Source organism: Paraburkholderia sp. RL17-337-BIB-A (genome assembly GCF_046025895.1).
GTDB classification, from domain to species: Bacteria; Pseudomonadota; Gammaproteobacteria; order Burkholderiales; family Burkholderiaceae; genus Paraburkholderia; species Paraburkholderia fungorum_C.
Genome location: NZ_JARESY010000003.1, coordinates 815,636 through 829,053, shown reverse-complemented (window position 1 = coordinate 829,053; position 13,418 = coordinate 815,636). Strand labels below are relative to the sequence as shown.

Sequence of the window (13,418 nt, the reverse complement as noted above, 5' to 3'; positions counted from 1 at the left end):
AAGAGAAAGCCCCAAAGGACTACGCCCGTAGGGACGTAGTCCCTGTGGGGCGATAAAAGAATGCCGACGTGTCGGCAAGGTCGATGCGTCAATGACGCCGTAGATGACACCCAGTGTAGGGAGCGCCGCGCGCGCGCAATGCCCGAATCGTCGCTTTTTCGTATGGCCTTACGTTTTGCGGACGCACGGGCTGGACGAAAAAAACCCGGCACGAGGCCGGGTTGGTCGAAAAGGACTGGATGAAACAGATCAGGTGTGGTGAGCCACCTGCGTCCGGGCGAACACTGCCGGATGGACGCTGGCGGCGGCACGCGTCGCCTGATGCATTTCGATAACACGCTGGCGAGCCTGCGCAGACCCGGCCGATTCCCACTCGGCCTGACAGGCTTCGTCATAGCCCGCCAGCGCGAAGATGCCGCGACGACGCGTAGCAGCGCGGACACCGAGCAGCTTGATGCCGAAGATCTCGCGCACCGTCTGCTTGGCGACTCGGTTGCGCTCGTCGGGACAGTCCATGATGTTCAGCAGGTAGTGCACGTCGCCGCTGTCGATCGCTTCCGAGATCTCGTTTCCGAGAGCGAAAGTCTCCCGCCCATGCTCGAGCAGCGCAATCTGCATCTGGAGGTCGAACGTTCGTTGAGACATCTGCCCGGCCAAACGTTCCTTGCGCAGCCTTGCCACCGCTGTATCGCGCCGCTTGTCCGCCATGTTCTGCCGGTAAACTTCGGCAAACCTCGACACCGGCGTACCAAGCGACTCGGGGGTCGAGTAGCGATCAGGCAGGTTATGCGCCTGGACCAGCCCGTGATGGAACAGCAGATCGTCGACCTCCTCGAAAGTCGGGGAGTTCGACGCGAGCCTCATCACCATCGCGAGCAGCGCCGCATTGCACGAACTGATTCCACCCTGTTCCCGCCGCATCACACTGGCGAGCACACGAACCTTGTCCGGCGACATCGCGCCGCGCAGTTCCGGCACGTCGACCAGCACCCTGCCCCAGCTCATATCCATCGTGAACCTGTCGGGCAACTGGCAGTACTCGTCGAGCACCGCCTCCGGGACAGCCCGGCCTTCCGCGAGTGCGTACGCGACGTGAACTTCGTGCCGCCCGTTCCGATGCCGCGTGCGACCGTACTCCGGCCCCGCATAGCGAAACCCGAACCGCCGATCGCTTTCAGACTGCAGCAGTTCGAACAGGTCCAGACCGCCTCGTGCATCAGCTGCCGCCTCGATCTGGTCGGACGAAAAAATCAGGCGGGGGTTAGATGTCAGGTCGAACGCATCGTAGAGCAGCTTCCAGTGTGAGCGCCGGATCTGCCATGCAGCCTGCAGGACGCCGTTCGGTCGGAAATATGCGCCGTCGATCTCATCAATCAACGATAGGAAAACGTCTCGGGCAGTGCCCGGCCGACGCACTGTCAGCGCGCCGTTGTGGCGGATGACCTGAACGGGCTGGCCGCCGTGCTCCAGTACGATCTCAGACGATTCAAGCGCAAGAAGGCGAGTATCGGTTCTGAACACTGCGAGTACTTCGAGCAGCGTGCCGATGGACAGAGAAAGACCAGCGAAGGAGAGTTGATACACGATTGCTCCGTAAAGGAAAAAGCGGGCAATCGTTCCCTGTCGGGCCGAATGCCCGCTGAGGGTTGAATTGAGGTTTGCGTCTCAGACGCGAGGAAGAGGAGTTAAGCGACGTCGATCGCGTTGGCGAGGAAGCGCGCCAGTTGCCACGCCTGATCGGCGACGAAAACCTTCGCACGCAGGAGCGGCATCACGGCAAATCCCCGGCCAACAACGTCGGCGGGCATTTCCGTGCGCGTAATCCAGTCGACGTGGACGATCCAGCCTTCGGATCTCCCAATGGCAACGGAGACGGCCACGCGATCCCAGACGCTGTCGGCAGGCCAGACCCGGTCCATCCGAGCACCGTTGGTCGCCTCGTTGGGGTCGTCGAGCATATTGGCAGTCACGAGCCACTCCGGCTCAAGCTCCGTGTTGCGCAACAGCTTGCACAACATCGAACAGACCTCTCCGACAGTCTTGCCTTCCACGACCAGACGGTCGCGGCACGGCAACGCATCAGCGCGTGCGCCGGCGATCGCGGCCACGGCGCTTCCGTTTCCGACCGTCGAGGCGACGGCAACGGGCTGCTGATACCCCACAGGTTTTACAAATGCATGGTTCATTTCTGGTCTCACAAAAAGACAAACGCGCCCGAAGGCGCGTTCAATGGTCGAAAAAGACGAAAAAAAACCGCACCCGAAGGCGCGGCACTATCTGTTTGAAGCGGCGTCAGGCCGCATCTTTAATCACGTTTGCCCCACGCGCGCTCATGGTCACGCTTGCGGCCGTTGTTATTTGTCCAGAGAAAGAACGCTGCAATGGACACGCCCACAACGAGAGTGATGAGGTTTGCAACCATTTCAATCTCCTTTCATTTCAACAAAACCGACATACCACAATAGTATCGCAACTATTGCGAGTATCGCCGTGCCAGCGATTGTCGTCGAATCCAGCGTGGATGCGGCATGAACATAGCCGACCAGGCCACCCACGGACGCAGCTGACAGGGTATGCAGGAACCGGGCGTTCTGCTGACGCTGATCCCTCGTCGGATTCAACAGTTGCTCGAAGCCTGACTTCGGTTCATCGGGCTCTCCGATTTTCCGAAGCCCGTTCGAATCCACCGTGACAGGCAACGTAGAGCCGTTGTACTCCACAACAAAAGACGGGGAGCATTCGGTTTCGTCCATCGCGCGCAGGAGCGTCTGAAGACGCGGAGGCAGATGCACCTGTCCCGTTGCAGGATCAAGCGTCACCCTGTCCGTAATTGTCGTGCCGCACGAGTATTCGACTTTGACGTTCGCGAGTTTCATCGGCGACCTCCGGACGAAGTGTCGATGCCACTGGCAAGGCGCAGCCCGTCGAGGAACGACTGATAGCCACGTGTCGTCTCGATCTGCTCGAGCGGCACGTAGTTTTCACCGCCACCCGTTAGGTCCGAGCGGCCGCGGCGCGTGCGAACGCTAAGGGCAACCGCCTTTTTCGCACGACCGGTCGAGCACGTCGACAAACAGCGTCTCGGTGCGAAGCGAAACGCGCCCCGGAAGGCTCCGGCGCGACGGCTCAACGACAATTTCATGGGAACGAAGACGCAGGTCCTGCGCCACACGGCGAAGAACGCGCGTGGCCTGCTGCTGGAGAGCAGCGGTAGCCCCGGCGCCAGCGGATCGACGATCCGCGTAGAACACTTTCGGGAATTTCATGTTGTACCTCGAATAGACGAGGCAGCTCCCTTGCGGGGGCTGCCCCGCAAGGGAAAACGCGCCGGGTCCCGGCGCGATACAGATGGGTCCGACCGTTCCGTCGTTCCGCTAACTCAACTTGCTGGTGAAGCGCTCGGTGTAGCCGGAGATCGCCGCCTTGAAGCGAGCGAATCTCGCGTCGCCAGCATTGTCACCCTCACTCACACGTCCTACTTCTGCGAAGAAAAGCGGGCGTGTGCCAGTCGGATCGAATTCCGGGTGCTCGACGATTGCAACAAACTCGTCGATGTTCCCAGCCTGCGCAGCAACTTCCACGGGACGCATCCCAAAGACGTTCTCTGCATTGATAGAGTTGGCTGCCGGATTCCAGCCCGAAGTCTGGCCACGCGCGATCAGTTCATAGGTGTTCATGAAGGCCTCTGGGAAGTTGTCGAGAAAGATTGAGCCAGCCACAGCGACGGTCAGTGAGTAATCCGGTAGCCGGACCCGCTGGAAATCAGATAAACGTGTTCGCCAGGCGCGAATTGCTGGTCATCAACCTGAGACACAACAACGGTCTGGCAGTCGGCTCGTCGAAGGAAGACTTCGACGCCGCTGTGACGCGACATCGCAGCGCTGACGTGTTGGGAAATGAACCCCGCAGCAGCGCCCGACAGAGCACCGGAGATATAGCGGCCGCGCCCGTTCCCGATGATCTGGGAGCCGAGGAAAGCGCTGGCCGCGGAACTCACAATCGAAGTCAGCCCCGACGAATCGGAACTGGACTCGATCGTGATCTGGCGAACGCGAATGATCGTTGCCTGCTCCATCTGTCCGATGCGCTGGACGTCGTAACGCTGGTACGTGTTCGGCGAGCCGAAATCCGCACTGGCGCAAGCCGTGAGAAGCGAAAACAGGACGGTGCTGATCAAAAGTTTGAACATGGTTGCCTCAACAAAAAAAGGGGCAACCACCCGCCAGGGAGGTTGCCCTGACAGGGAAGGAATTTAGTGTGCGAGACGAACGCGCGGCTCGCTCGTGTGGACAGTTACCCACTTTCCGTTCACAAGAACGTCGCGCATCAGCGTGCCGTTCAAAACGTAGGTATGGGTGCTGCCCACTCGTGGCGAGCAGGGTCGAACCGACAGGGTTACCGCTTCGGTGCGGATATGAAGATTTCGAACAGCGGACATGACGTTCCTCGTTGAAAAAAATGACGAGAAACGCCCTGTAGGGACGTTCCCCACAGGGTTAAAAAGAATAGTTGCGTTACGCGGCTAGCGCCTGGACGCCGATATCGGCTTCGGCCACGAGCGAGATACTTACGAAGCAAGGCGCGTGAGGTAGTGCAGATCCACGCGACCGCTCTTGACGAGCTCGCGCTCAGCATCGAAAGCGAAGTCATGGTCAAATTTGACCGTGGCCGTTCCATCGCTCCAGAGGTACAGAATCGTCCCACTGAATTGACGGATCGGCAGCTTCGAGACGGCCTGAGCGAAAACACGCTGTTTCTCGCGAAAGCCCCACTTTGCCTGAACTCTATGCGGATCGGCGGAAACTGCCAGAACACCTGCGAGTTCTTTGGAAACGATAATTTGCTGCGACATGGTGTGGCTCCTTCGAAGGGGAGCCAGTCCCATTGGGAGGAGGCTCCCAGATAGGTACATGGAATGTGACGGACCAGAAGGTCCGCCTTGTAGCTACAGCGTGCAACAAACGATGGGACAGCCCATCGGGAAAAAGGAAAAGGCCGACGCGAACGCCAGCCTTTCAGTGATCCATTCAGCGAGTGAATGGCTGGAGAGAAAACATGGACGGTCGGTCCTTTGGAGGATCGTCCGTAGGTCGATGCGCAGCAGCGCAGCGAATGAACAAGGTGATGACGGATTACAACGAAAACGGGACGTTGCTAACCGATGCGATCGCGGTAGCAAGAGCTACGACGCCAACCAGAAACGTAAGCATCTTCCAGGCTTCAGCGTCCTGCCGGGTGTACCAGGCGAGGCTGCCGAAAGCATGTTTGAGCGTAGAGGACATGGACAACTCCTGAAAAAATTCGGGAGCTACCCTGATGGGGGGCTCCCATCGGGAAAAAAGGAAAAGGCTGACGCGAACGTCAGCCTTTCGATAATCCATTCACCGAGTGAATGGCTGGAGAGAAAAATTGGACGGACCTGGAAAGGAACGTCTGGAGGTCGATGCGCAGTAGCGCAGGGAATGAAGCCAGTTTATCGCCAGTCATGCCGGTCCATGCCCGTAATGCTCCGGTTTTCGGCCCGTCTCTCGCTGGCGGTGCCCACAACGGGCGAAAAAAAAGGCCAGCGCGAAGGCTGGCCAAGAGAGTTCGTCTTTCCGAGGGTGGTCACTACGAACTTGAGAGAGATTTCATTGTATCGACGCGCCATAGAGCCAATTGCGCGAAAAGAGCTCTCATTAGGGCTTGATTCGCTTTTCGCCAAGGCCGCCAGCGGCGACGCCTTGACTTTGCGTTGTAGCTGCGAAGATGAATCAACACATCTCTTCGGTTACGCGCCATGTCCCTGCAGATCATTGACCTATCGTCCCTCCGCGAACGCCTGACCATCCCGGCGACGCGATTCTTGCGTACCGTCGCCAGCACTCCGGAGGTGAACGCGCTTCTCGATACCGATGCGGTGGTCGCTATCGGTGTGAGCGGTGGAAAGGACAGCGTCGCCTGTGCACTGGCCGTCGCGCGTTATCTTGATCTCATCGGACACACCGGCCCACGTGTCCTCGTCCATGCCGACCTTGGCCGGGTGGAGTGGAAGGACAGCGCGCCGGCCTGCGAACGGTTGGCCGCGCACCTAGGCTGGGAGCTACTGACCGTGCGACGTCAGGCTGGCGACATGCTCGCGCGATGGCAGAAACGTTGGGAGAACAACGTCACGCGCTATAGAGAGCTATCGTGCGTACGGCTCATCCTGCCGTGGAGCACGCCCTCCATGCGCTTTTGCACGTCGGAATTGAAAACAGCTGTCATCACCAGCGCCCTCAAGAAACGCTATCCGGCCCATGACATCGTCAACGTGACGGGCGTTCGCCGTCAGGAAAGCTCAGCTCGAAGCAAGATGCCTGTTGCAGCACCGCTGGCCGCATTGACCCGTCGCGGCAGACAGGGCATCACCTGGAACGCCATCATCGAATGGCCGGTAGAGGACGTGTTCCAGGAAATTGCTGATGCCGGTCTGGCGCTGCATGAGGCGTACACCCGCTACGGCGCGTCGCGCGTCTCGTGCGCCTTCTGCATCATGAGTTCGCTCGATGATCTCCGGGCGGCAGCCGGCTGCGCCGACAATCATGATCTCTACCGTGAGATGGTGGCAATCGAGGCCGCATCGACCTTCGCATTCCAAGGCCAACGGTGGCTTGCTGACGTTGCGCCCGATCTCCTTCCTGCATCGCTTCTCGCCGCCGTGGCCCGAGCCAAGGTGGCGGCTGCCGCGCGAGTTGGAGTCGAGGCCGAGATACCGGCCCATCTGCTTTACACCGCAGGCTGGCCCACCCACCTTCCAAGCCCGCAGGAGGCCGCGCTGATCGCAAGCGTGCGCTCGCGCGTCGCAGCTTTCGTCGGCTTCGACGTCGATTACACGACAGCGGAGTCGGTTGTAGCTCGCTACGACTCGTTGCTCGCCGCTCGAGCGACCGCGGGTGCTACGCAACGCGAGCCCGAAACGCCGGCTCAGGAGGCTTTTGTGTTCTGAGCACCATGCGTGCGGTATTCGCCGCTTTCCTATTTATCCCCAACCAACTGCAAAGGCACCTTCCCATGCGCAACGACGCTACCTCTTCACTCCTCGTCCTGTCTATTCTGGCCATCATTGGCGGCCTGTTCTGGATCTCGCGGACTCTCGGAGCCAGCTTCTCATCCGTGTGCACAGCGACGGTCCCGATCCTGTTCTCGGCGGTCATTCTTTTCGCTGCATGGCGGTTTCTGGACGACTTCGCCCTGCCCCTCCTCGCCGGCTTCTTCGTCATCGCATGGCCGTCAATCTGGCCGGTGCTCGACAGCATCGCTAGCGGAGGTCGCGACACAGAAGACTTCTTCCGGCCGATGGGTGATCCGCTCATCAACAGTGACTGGGTGAAATGGGGCGTCGAAGGGCTTTTCGTTGGACTGCTCGCGGCCGCCATCTATGCGCGTCGCCGTCGGCGCTACTGGTAAAAAAAACGCCGCTCCTTTCGGAGCGGCGCTTGTCGTCAGCAATTAACCCAGTTCAAGAATCATCTGGGCGAGATCAGTGTATGGCACCTCCTGGACCGGCTGCGTGGACGCTGCGTCTTGCGGCAAAGTCCAGGTCACCTGCTGGCTGCGCAGGTTGCACAGCTTGTACATCGCTGAGCCGCGCGGCTCGGCAGGCACATCGCCAAACCGGAAGCTGAACCGCTCAGGCGCACGTCCCTCGCCGTCTGCACGGCCAAGATAGCCGGCGAGTTCATCGGCGACCCGCGCGCAATAATCCTCTACGCCTTCGGGCTGCCGTGTGACGTTAATCACCGTCTCGCCAGGCAACGGGCCAGCGTTCGTCAGCAGCTGCCGATACCCCGGAATCGCACCCTTCGCAAAACCGGGCGCCTCCATCTCTATCGGATAGGCAACGTCAGTGATGAAGCTACCAATCGCCCAATACTGCCAGCCACCGTTATCCCACGGTTGCCCGTCGAATGACAAAAGCCGGTTCTCATCGTCGATCTTGTAGCATCGGACCGCCGGCATCCGATCCATCGCCGACGAATCGCGAGACGGCAGCTTGAGGTCCCCGGCGACGGGCACACTTGAGCAGTCGTGCTCGCTCAGCACTCGCCACGCGCTGAGCGCTCCGCTTTCGCCATAAATGGCTTCCAGCAGCGAAGCGTCGCCGTGCAGCGAGAGTTCCGCCTGCCCTCCAACCACCTCGTCCACGCGTTCAGCAAACCCCGCAGCGCTCAGGCTGCTGCGAACGTCCTCGATCGACGCTTCTGGAATCGCCGCCCGGAAGGACTTCGAAACCTCCAGTCGGATCTTCTGGTCAGGAAGCCGGAAGGGCTTCGTTAGCAAGGATCGCCAGGTGCCTATGTAGTTCTCTGGCTTGATGTAGCCAGCGCGGCTTTGCAGCATGCCGCCTTCGCACGACGAGGCGTGTCTGAACACCCTTCGCATAACGTCGGCATATCGCCCGAAGGCAATCGCTGACCAGTGGTCGATGTGGGGATAGCAGTTCTTCTCGTATGTCCGCTCGAACAGCGCGAACATCCATTCGCCATCTGTCGTTTGAAAGGCCCCCGCCTTCTTGCCAGTCAGTACAGTTGCACCCATTTTGAAGCTCCGATATGTAGATGCGGAGCAGCCCCCAACGGGCTGCGACCCGCTGAGGGAAAAAGGAAAAAGCCGCTACGAAGAGCGGCAAGAAAATGGTCTGACTACGACCGGGATATCCGAGGCATCAGGGCAGTCATGACCAGATGCCTGACGCACAGCAGAACGACGCCGTACATCACGAGTGTCAGCAGGCCAGCGAGCCAGCCTAGACCGCCGAAACCCGCCAGCGCGCCGCAAACGAAACAGACCTTCACCGCAACACCAGCCAGCAGCCAGTCTGCAAGGCGCCGCCCACGCGAAGCGACGGCATCGAGGAACGCATTGCGGCGTTTCTCAGTCGCAATCGACGCTGCGAACAGCAACGCAGCGACGGCGAGCACCATGAGCAGCCGCTTCCCGACTTCGGGACCGACCAGCGCTCCGTGACGGAGAACGGCCCGTGCGACCGACTGGAGCACCGGCACGACAGCGTAGTGATTGGCCGCATACGAAACAGCGGCTCCAGCCACCGCGGACTCGGCCCAACGAATGAACATCTTGCCGACCGGGGTCGACGGTTTTTGTGGGGTCATTGAGACTCCTCCAGTTTGAGATTGGGAATTCGATGCCCCGCCGAAGCGGGACATCAGAGAGGTATAGAGCCGCTCCCTAAACAGGTGCGACTCAGACAGAGACCTTGGCCTTCGCAGGCTTTCTGGTCTTTTTCACAGGCGGTTTTGGCGCGTCATAGCCAAAGCGCGCCCATGCCGCCGGGTCGATGGGAATCGGGTTCGTTCGCCCCGTTGCGAGGTTCACGAATACGCCCGAGAAGTTGAGGCCACCGTTGCGAAACAGTGACCACAACAGATTGAACGCCTGCACAGAGATCGCCTGATTGATGACCAGCGACTGCTTGCGCAGTGCATCGGCCATCGAGCAGGACGGCGCATCGTCGCCCTTGTCATTCTTCGGATTCAGCAGGTCGGGAAACAGGTCGCCCACATGGGGCAACCTGTCATGCCGTGCCTTGCCGAATTCACCGAGAATCACCTGACCACGATCCGGCTCGTTGCCGCAGTCGAGGTAATAGCGAACCTTGCCGCGCTTGGCCGCCTGCGCAATCGCGTGACGCGCACGCCGCAAATCGACGCAACCAATCACCATGTCCGCGTACAGATTCAGCTTCGAATCGACGCGTCGCGGCTCGGCCGTCCAGTTCGTGCCCATCAGCAGGTTCAGGCGATTTACCAGCAACGTCGCCTTGTACTGGCCGACGTCGTTGGGATAAAAGCCCTGTCTGCCAACGTTGAACTCGCTGACCGTGTCGTCGTCATAGACCACGCTTTCGATCCCGCCCGGGTGCCCGAGCTCGATCATTGCGTGATGCAGCCGCGCAAGCGAAGGAAGCAAGGCGCTGCCAGTACCGCCAGCGCCCACAACCACCACCTTCCAGGGCCCACTCAGCATGTGCGGCGGAGTCGTATGTAGAAGCGTCATACGACCTCCGCAGCCGACGTAGCCAACGCTGCCTTCCAGCGCTCAGGTACAGCGCTCTGGACTTCGAAGCGCCCCTTCACGCACAACCGCAGCGCGACGGACGGCACCTGATGGCAGTGACCGAGCACCAGCGCCAGCTTTACATCGTGCTGATCGTCGCGATCGTCGGTCGGCGAGAAGTACGCCCTGCCGCGGCCATGCGAATGACAGTCAACCACCAGCCATTCGCCGGCCTGCAGCTCCGGACGTTCGTATTGAAGGTGCGCCGGACTGTGCGACAACGAAGGGAGCGGAAGCAGCCGGAAAGCGCCAGTCGACGCGTTCCAGGTTATCCACGCCCCTACCTCGTTGGGCAAAGCTGCACGAGCCATGCGGGCGAATCCGGCAACCAGTTCCGCCGGCACCGCGCCGCAGCGGACTTCTGTCGCATCGGCCGCCTTGCCGTAGGGCACGGGCGTGCGCCAGCTGAACGAGCCTAGACGCCTCACCAGCCTTATCCACGGGCGGTCGATTTCGATAAACACACCATTGGACGCAATCAGCAGCCGTTCGCCCGGTGCGGACATCGGGACAACCGGTTCGCGCGTTGGCACCATAACGGACGGGAAAGAGCCTTGAAGCACCTGATCGACTGGATTCATTCCTGACCTCCAATCTTTCCGGCGACGAGCTTGCCCGCCGTCGCGCCTTTCATCGGCACCAGCACATCGAGCGGGAATGCCTCGAAGCCGCCGTCCAGCATGTCTTTCCAGAACGCGTAGAAGCCGTTCTTGTACTCGACACGCTTGCTGCCGTGGTTGGGGTGCGTGAAGGCCGAAGTGAAAAAGCCCTCTTCCCAACCAGCGATCGCCGCGATGTCAATCCGACGCGGAACGTTGGCCGAGCCAATGCAGATCTTGCCTCGGTCCCACGTGTTGAAGTACGGAGGCTCGAAAAGGGGCGTCGATGGGTCGGGTCTGCCGTCGCCTTTCAGCGCGAAGACACTGAAGCCATTGGTGCTGGCCTGAAAGACCAGTCCCGGATGACGTACCACCGCACTGCGCTCACCGAGTTCCTCGCACTTGAAAAACACGCGGCGCGGAGCCGGTGGGCACCACCACGTCACTGCGGCCGACGTCACCCCCAGCACTGTCGCCGGGAGGAAGTCAGCTTTCGGCGCGGCATTGCGATCCAGCTGCACCAGCGCGTCGATAAGGGCCTTGCGATCCAGCGGCCGGCCTGCACCGATGATCGGCCGTCCGGTCTTGCGCTCTGCAGCGACAGGATGCGTCGTTGCATAGTGCGAACCGTTCGGACCGGTATAGAGCAAAAGGGCCGATGACAGCGCCACGTCGTGACCCGTCTGGCCAATCGAAACATCATTCATTGGAAAACTCCTAGTTAGGGTCCACCACCAGCGCCATCAGGCGATCGAGGTGATGGAGCATGCGCAAACCGAGGCTCCATTGCGCGTACTGCGCGCGGATGCCCGGTCGTGTGTCGGAAAAGGAAATGAAACGGCTGTACTCGGACGACTCACCCGCCGAGAAGGCGTTGTTCATGTGGTCGTCGAGCAGTTCGCCGGTCCGCTCGTTGTGAGCGAGAACGAACGTGCAACCCGAATAGATCGGCTGCGCGTCATAGCCATCAGCCAGGCAGTCGGACTTGCCGGCCTTGCGCAGCAACTGTTTCAGCACGAGAAGATGATCACAAACCCTTGCGACCAGTCCCGGTGAAGCCGTTCGCACCAGACGCAGCTCGTTGTCTGAAAGGACGGACGACCGAGCGCGGCGCCCTTCGACTTTCCCCGGCACACGAAGCTCGTCGGGACAAAGCAGCGGCCGCAGTACGGACGGGAGATATCGATCGATTACGTCGTCGTCCTCCCCATAGAAGTCCTTCAGCAACTCACGCACGTCATCATCTTTCGCGCCTTCGTCACCCTCCCAATGCATACAGGAGGCTTCGCACAGGAACCAGCCAGGGGTGCGAACGAGAACCGTCTTGCCAGAAACGCGATCAACGATATTGAAGATCGTGTACAGCAAAAGCGGATGGGCGCGGCGCAGTGGTTCTGCGAGAGCCCCCACCTCGTGCACCCACTCGTCCATGCACTTCACGCCCAGATGCAACGGCGTGCGAGGCTTGAAATCATGGTGCTCATATTGATGCTGGATGGCATCCATCACCGCATTCGTGTCGCAAAGCTCGAGTCGGAATGACAGGAACCGAAGCGGCGCTGGCAACTGCCGGCGCACCCACGCGAAGAAGGCCTGCTGCAGAGCGTCGACCGGACTGACCGGTGCCTCCACATCGGCCGCGAGAAGCGGACCGTGACGGAACTGCTCGAGCACGATCGCATCAAGCGACGCATCGTTGCGCCATTTCACCGACGCAGCCACGGGCACTTCTTCGGCAACATCGGGAAGTGTCAGAACACAATCGGCAGATCGATGTTGGGCAACGGCAGCGACTGGCGGTTGCCAGGACGCACCGACGCCCGCATCGACCGGTCTATCAGCGAATGAAGGATCGAACAGCATTGGCGAACCTCGTCGTCATATAAAAAAACCGCCCTTCCGGGCGGTTCCTGGTTGAACCCGTTGGCCGGGTCGGCAAGAGCCTTGAGAAGCGTCTGCTTACGCATACGAACCCTTGGCGCCCGCCGCGCGGACAAACTTGTAGGTGGCAACATCGCCCGAGAGTTCGGGTCCATCGACGGACGCGGTCGTCAGCTCGGGGTACTGCGCCGAGTAGAGATCGCGAACGTCTTCGGGCGAGAACGCCGGGCCGGGATCGGCAAATGCAACGCCGTTGTACGAGAACTGGCGAACGAGCGCGGTAATCGAAATCGACATGACCCTGCCTCCTTAAAAGAGCGAAGCGAGGTCTGTGCCGCTCGAAACAGGCTCAGCAGGCGCCGAAGCGTCCGCTTTACCTTCGTTCCCGGCGGCAGGTGCGTCCGACTCCGACGATTCACTGTCGTCATCCTCAGCGTCCTCGTCTGGTGACGATTTGGCCGCGGCTGGTGTACTTCTGCCAGCTTTGCCCGAGAGTGCTTTGGTCGCTTTCGTGACCTGGGCCTTCTGCGCTTCGCCAAGGATTGCCGTCGTCGCGGCAACCTGTTCAGCCAGCGACGCATGAGCGCCGGTGTACGTCGCCAGATGCTCGGCAAAGCCGGCATCCAGTTCCGCCGCCGCCGCGGTCATGACGAGCGGCTGACGCAACGCCGTGTCTTTCGCCTCGCCTTCCGGCATGACGACCACGACCATCGCATCACCCTTCATCTTCAGCGCCAGCTTCAGGCCACCACACGACTTCAACAGCGGTTCAAGTTCAACGAACATAAAAAACTCCACAAATAAAAAAGGACCGCCCGAGGCAGTCCATGAAAGAAATGA

The 13,418-nt window shown here is 60.4% G+C and carries 19 protein-coding genes; 3 read left to right on the top strand and 16 right to left on the bottom strand.

Annotation, left to right across the window (positions count from 1 at the left end; genetic code table 11):
• Nucleotides 1-249: 249 nt before the first annotated feature.
• From P0D84_RS41860 to P0D84_RS41830, 7 genes are all read right to left on the bottom strand, one after another.
• The gene (locus P0D84_RS41860) at nt 250-1,584 is read right to left on the bottom strand and encodes a hypothetical protein (protein WP_408348352.1); all 1,335 of its coding nucleotides are present in this window, start codon (nt 1,582-1,584) and stop codon (nt 250-252) included.
• A 101-nt stretch (nt 1,585-1,685) separates the two neighbouring features.
• Nucleotides 1,686-2,186, bottom strand: coding sequence for a hypothetical protein (locus P0D84_RS41855; RefSeq protein WP_408348349.1), 501 nt, complete (start codon nt 2,184-2,186; stop codon nt 1,686-1,688).
• Between the two features lie 237 nt (nt 2,187-2,423).
• Nucleotides 2,424-2,876 carry a hypothetical protein gene (locus tag P0D84_RS41850; protein WP_408348346.1) on the bottom strand — a complete coding sequence of 151 codons (453 nt, stop codon included), beginning with the start codon at nt 2,874-2,876 and terminating at the stop codon, nt 2,424-2,426.
• A gap of 498 nt (nt 2,877-3,374) precedes the next feature.
• Nucleotides 3,375-3,677: a hypothetical protein gene (locus P0D84_RS41845; RefSeq protein ID WP_408348343.1), complete on the bottom strand. Its 303-nt coding sequence runs from the start codon at nt 3,675-3,677 to the stop codon at nt 3,375-3,377.
• A 50-nt stretch (nt 3,678-3,727) separates the two neighbouring features.
• Nucleotides 3,728-4,189: an outer membrane lipoprotein gene (locus tag P0D84_RS41840; protein ID WP_408348340.1), complete on the bottom strand. Its 462-nt coding sequence runs from the start codon at nt 4,187-4,189 to the stop codon at nt 3,728-3,730.
• Nucleotides 4,190-4,567: 378 nt separating this feature from the next.
• Nucleotides 4,568-4,852, bottom strand: coding sequence for a hypothetical protein (locus tag P0D84_RS41835; protein WP_408348337.1), 285 nt, complete (start codon nt 4,850-4,852; stop codon nt 4,568-4,570).
• A 280-nt stretch (nt 4,853-5,132) separates the two neighbouring features.
• Entirely contained in the window at nt 5,133-5,282 is a 150-nt protein-coding gene (locus tag P0D84_RS41830) for a hypothetical protein (RefSeq protein WP_408348335.1), read from the bottom strand.
• Nucleotides 5,283-5,779: 497 nt separating this feature from the next.
• On the opposite strand from P0D84_RS41830, the gene P0D84_RS41825 reads away from it, so the two are divergent.
• Both P0D84_RS41825 and P0D84_RS41820 read left to right on the top strand, forming a co-directional pair.
• Nucleotides 5,780-6,967, top strand: coding sequence for a phosphoadenosine phosphosulfate reductase domain-containing protein (locus tag P0D84_RS41825; RefSeq protein WP_408348332.1), 1,188 nt, complete (start codon nt 5,780-5,782; stop codon nt 6,965-6,967).
• 65 nt (nt 6,968-7,032) lie between these two features.
• Nucleotides 7,033-7,428 (top strand): hypothetical protein, encoded by a 396-nt coding sequence (locus tag P0D84_RS41820; RefSeq protein ID WP_408348329.1) that lies wholly within the window; start codon nt 7,033-7,035, stop codon nt 7,426-7,428.
• A 42-nt stretch (nt 7,429-7,470) separates the two neighbouring features.
• Here P0D84_RS41820 and P0D84_RS41815 read toward each other — a convergent pair whose 3' ends face one another.
• The 6 genes from P0D84_RS41815 to P0D84_RS41790 form a co-directional block, all read right to left on the bottom strand.
• Complete coding sequence (locus P0D84_RS41815) at nt 7,471-8,559, bottom strand: hypothetical protein (RefSeq protein ID WP_408348326.1); 1,089 nt, start codon at nt 8,557-8,559, stop codon at nt 7,471-7,473.
• 104 nt (nt 8,560-8,663) lie between these two features.
• Entirely contained in the window at nt 8,664-9,134 is a 471-nt protein-coding gene (locus tag P0D84_RS41810) for a hypothetical protein (RefSeq protein WP_408348323.1), read from the bottom strand.
• 91 nt (nt 9,135-9,225) lie between these two features.
• On the bottom strand, nt 9,226-10,038 hold the full coding sequence (locus P0D84_RS41805; protein ID WP_408348320.1) for a PRTRC system ThiF family protein: 813 nt from the start codon (nt 10,036-10,038) through the stop codon (nt 9,226-9,228).
• Complete coding sequence (locus tag P0D84_RS41800) at nt 10,035-10,679, bottom strand: PRTRC system protein A (RefSeq protein WP_088176879.1); 645 nt, start codon at nt 10,677-10,679, stop codon at nt 10,035-10,037. Before P0D84_RS41800 ends, P0D84_RS41805 begins: the two co-directional genes overlap by 4 nt.
• Nucleotides 10,676-11,404, bottom strand: coding sequence for a PRTRC system protein B (locus tag P0D84_RS41795; RefSeq protein WP_408348317.1), 729 nt, complete (start codon nt 11,402-11,404; stop codon nt 10,676-10,678). The genes P0D84_RS41800 and P0D84_RS41795 overlap by 4 nt, the downstream gene beginning before the upstream one ends.
• Nucleotides 11,405-11,414: 10 nt before the next feature.
• A complete protein-coding gene (locus tag P0D84_RS41790; RefSeq protein ID WP_408349775.1) occupies nt 11,415-12,407 on the bottom strand; it encodes a PRTRC system protein F in 993 nt (330 codons plus the stop codon).
• Between P0D84_RS41790 and P0D84_RS41785 the strand changes: the two genes are divergently transcribed.
• Complete coding sequence (locus P0D84_RS41785) at nt 12,351-12,545, top strand: hypothetical protein (protein WP_408349893.1); 195 nt, start codon at nt 12,351-12,353, stop codon at nt 12,543-12,545. The two genes, P0D84_RS41790 and P0D84_RS41785, sit on opposite strands and share 57 nt — an antisense overlap.
• On the opposite strand, the gene P0D84_RS41780 is transcribed toward P0D84_RS41785, so the two are convergent.
• From P0D84_RS41780 to P0D84_RS41770, 3 genes are read right to left on the bottom strand one after another with little or no spacing between them, the layout of a single operon-like run.
• Nucleotides 12,449-12,664 (bottom strand): hypothetical protein, encoded by a 216-nt coding sequence (locus P0D84_RS41780; RefSeq protein WP_408348314.1) that lies wholly within the window; start codon nt 12,662-12,664, stop codon nt 12,449-12,451. The genes P0D84_RS41785 and P0D84_RS41780 overlap by 97 nt on opposite strands.
• Nucleotides 12,657-12,875 (bottom strand): PRTRC system protein C, encoded by a 219-nt coding sequence (locus P0D84_RS41775; RefSeq protein ID WP_408348310.1) that lies wholly within the window; start codon nt 12,873-12,875, stop codon nt 12,657-12,659. Before P0D84_RS41775 ends, P0D84_RS41780 begins: the two co-directional genes overlap by 8 nt.
• A 12-nt stretch (nt 12,876-12,887) precedes the next feature.
• A complete protein-coding gene (locus P0D84_RS41770; RefSeq protein ID WP_408348304.1) occupies nt 12,888-13,364 on the bottom strand; it encodes a PRTRC system protein E in 477 nt (158 codons plus the stop codon).
• Nucleotides 13,365-13,418: the final 54 nt, after the last annotated feature.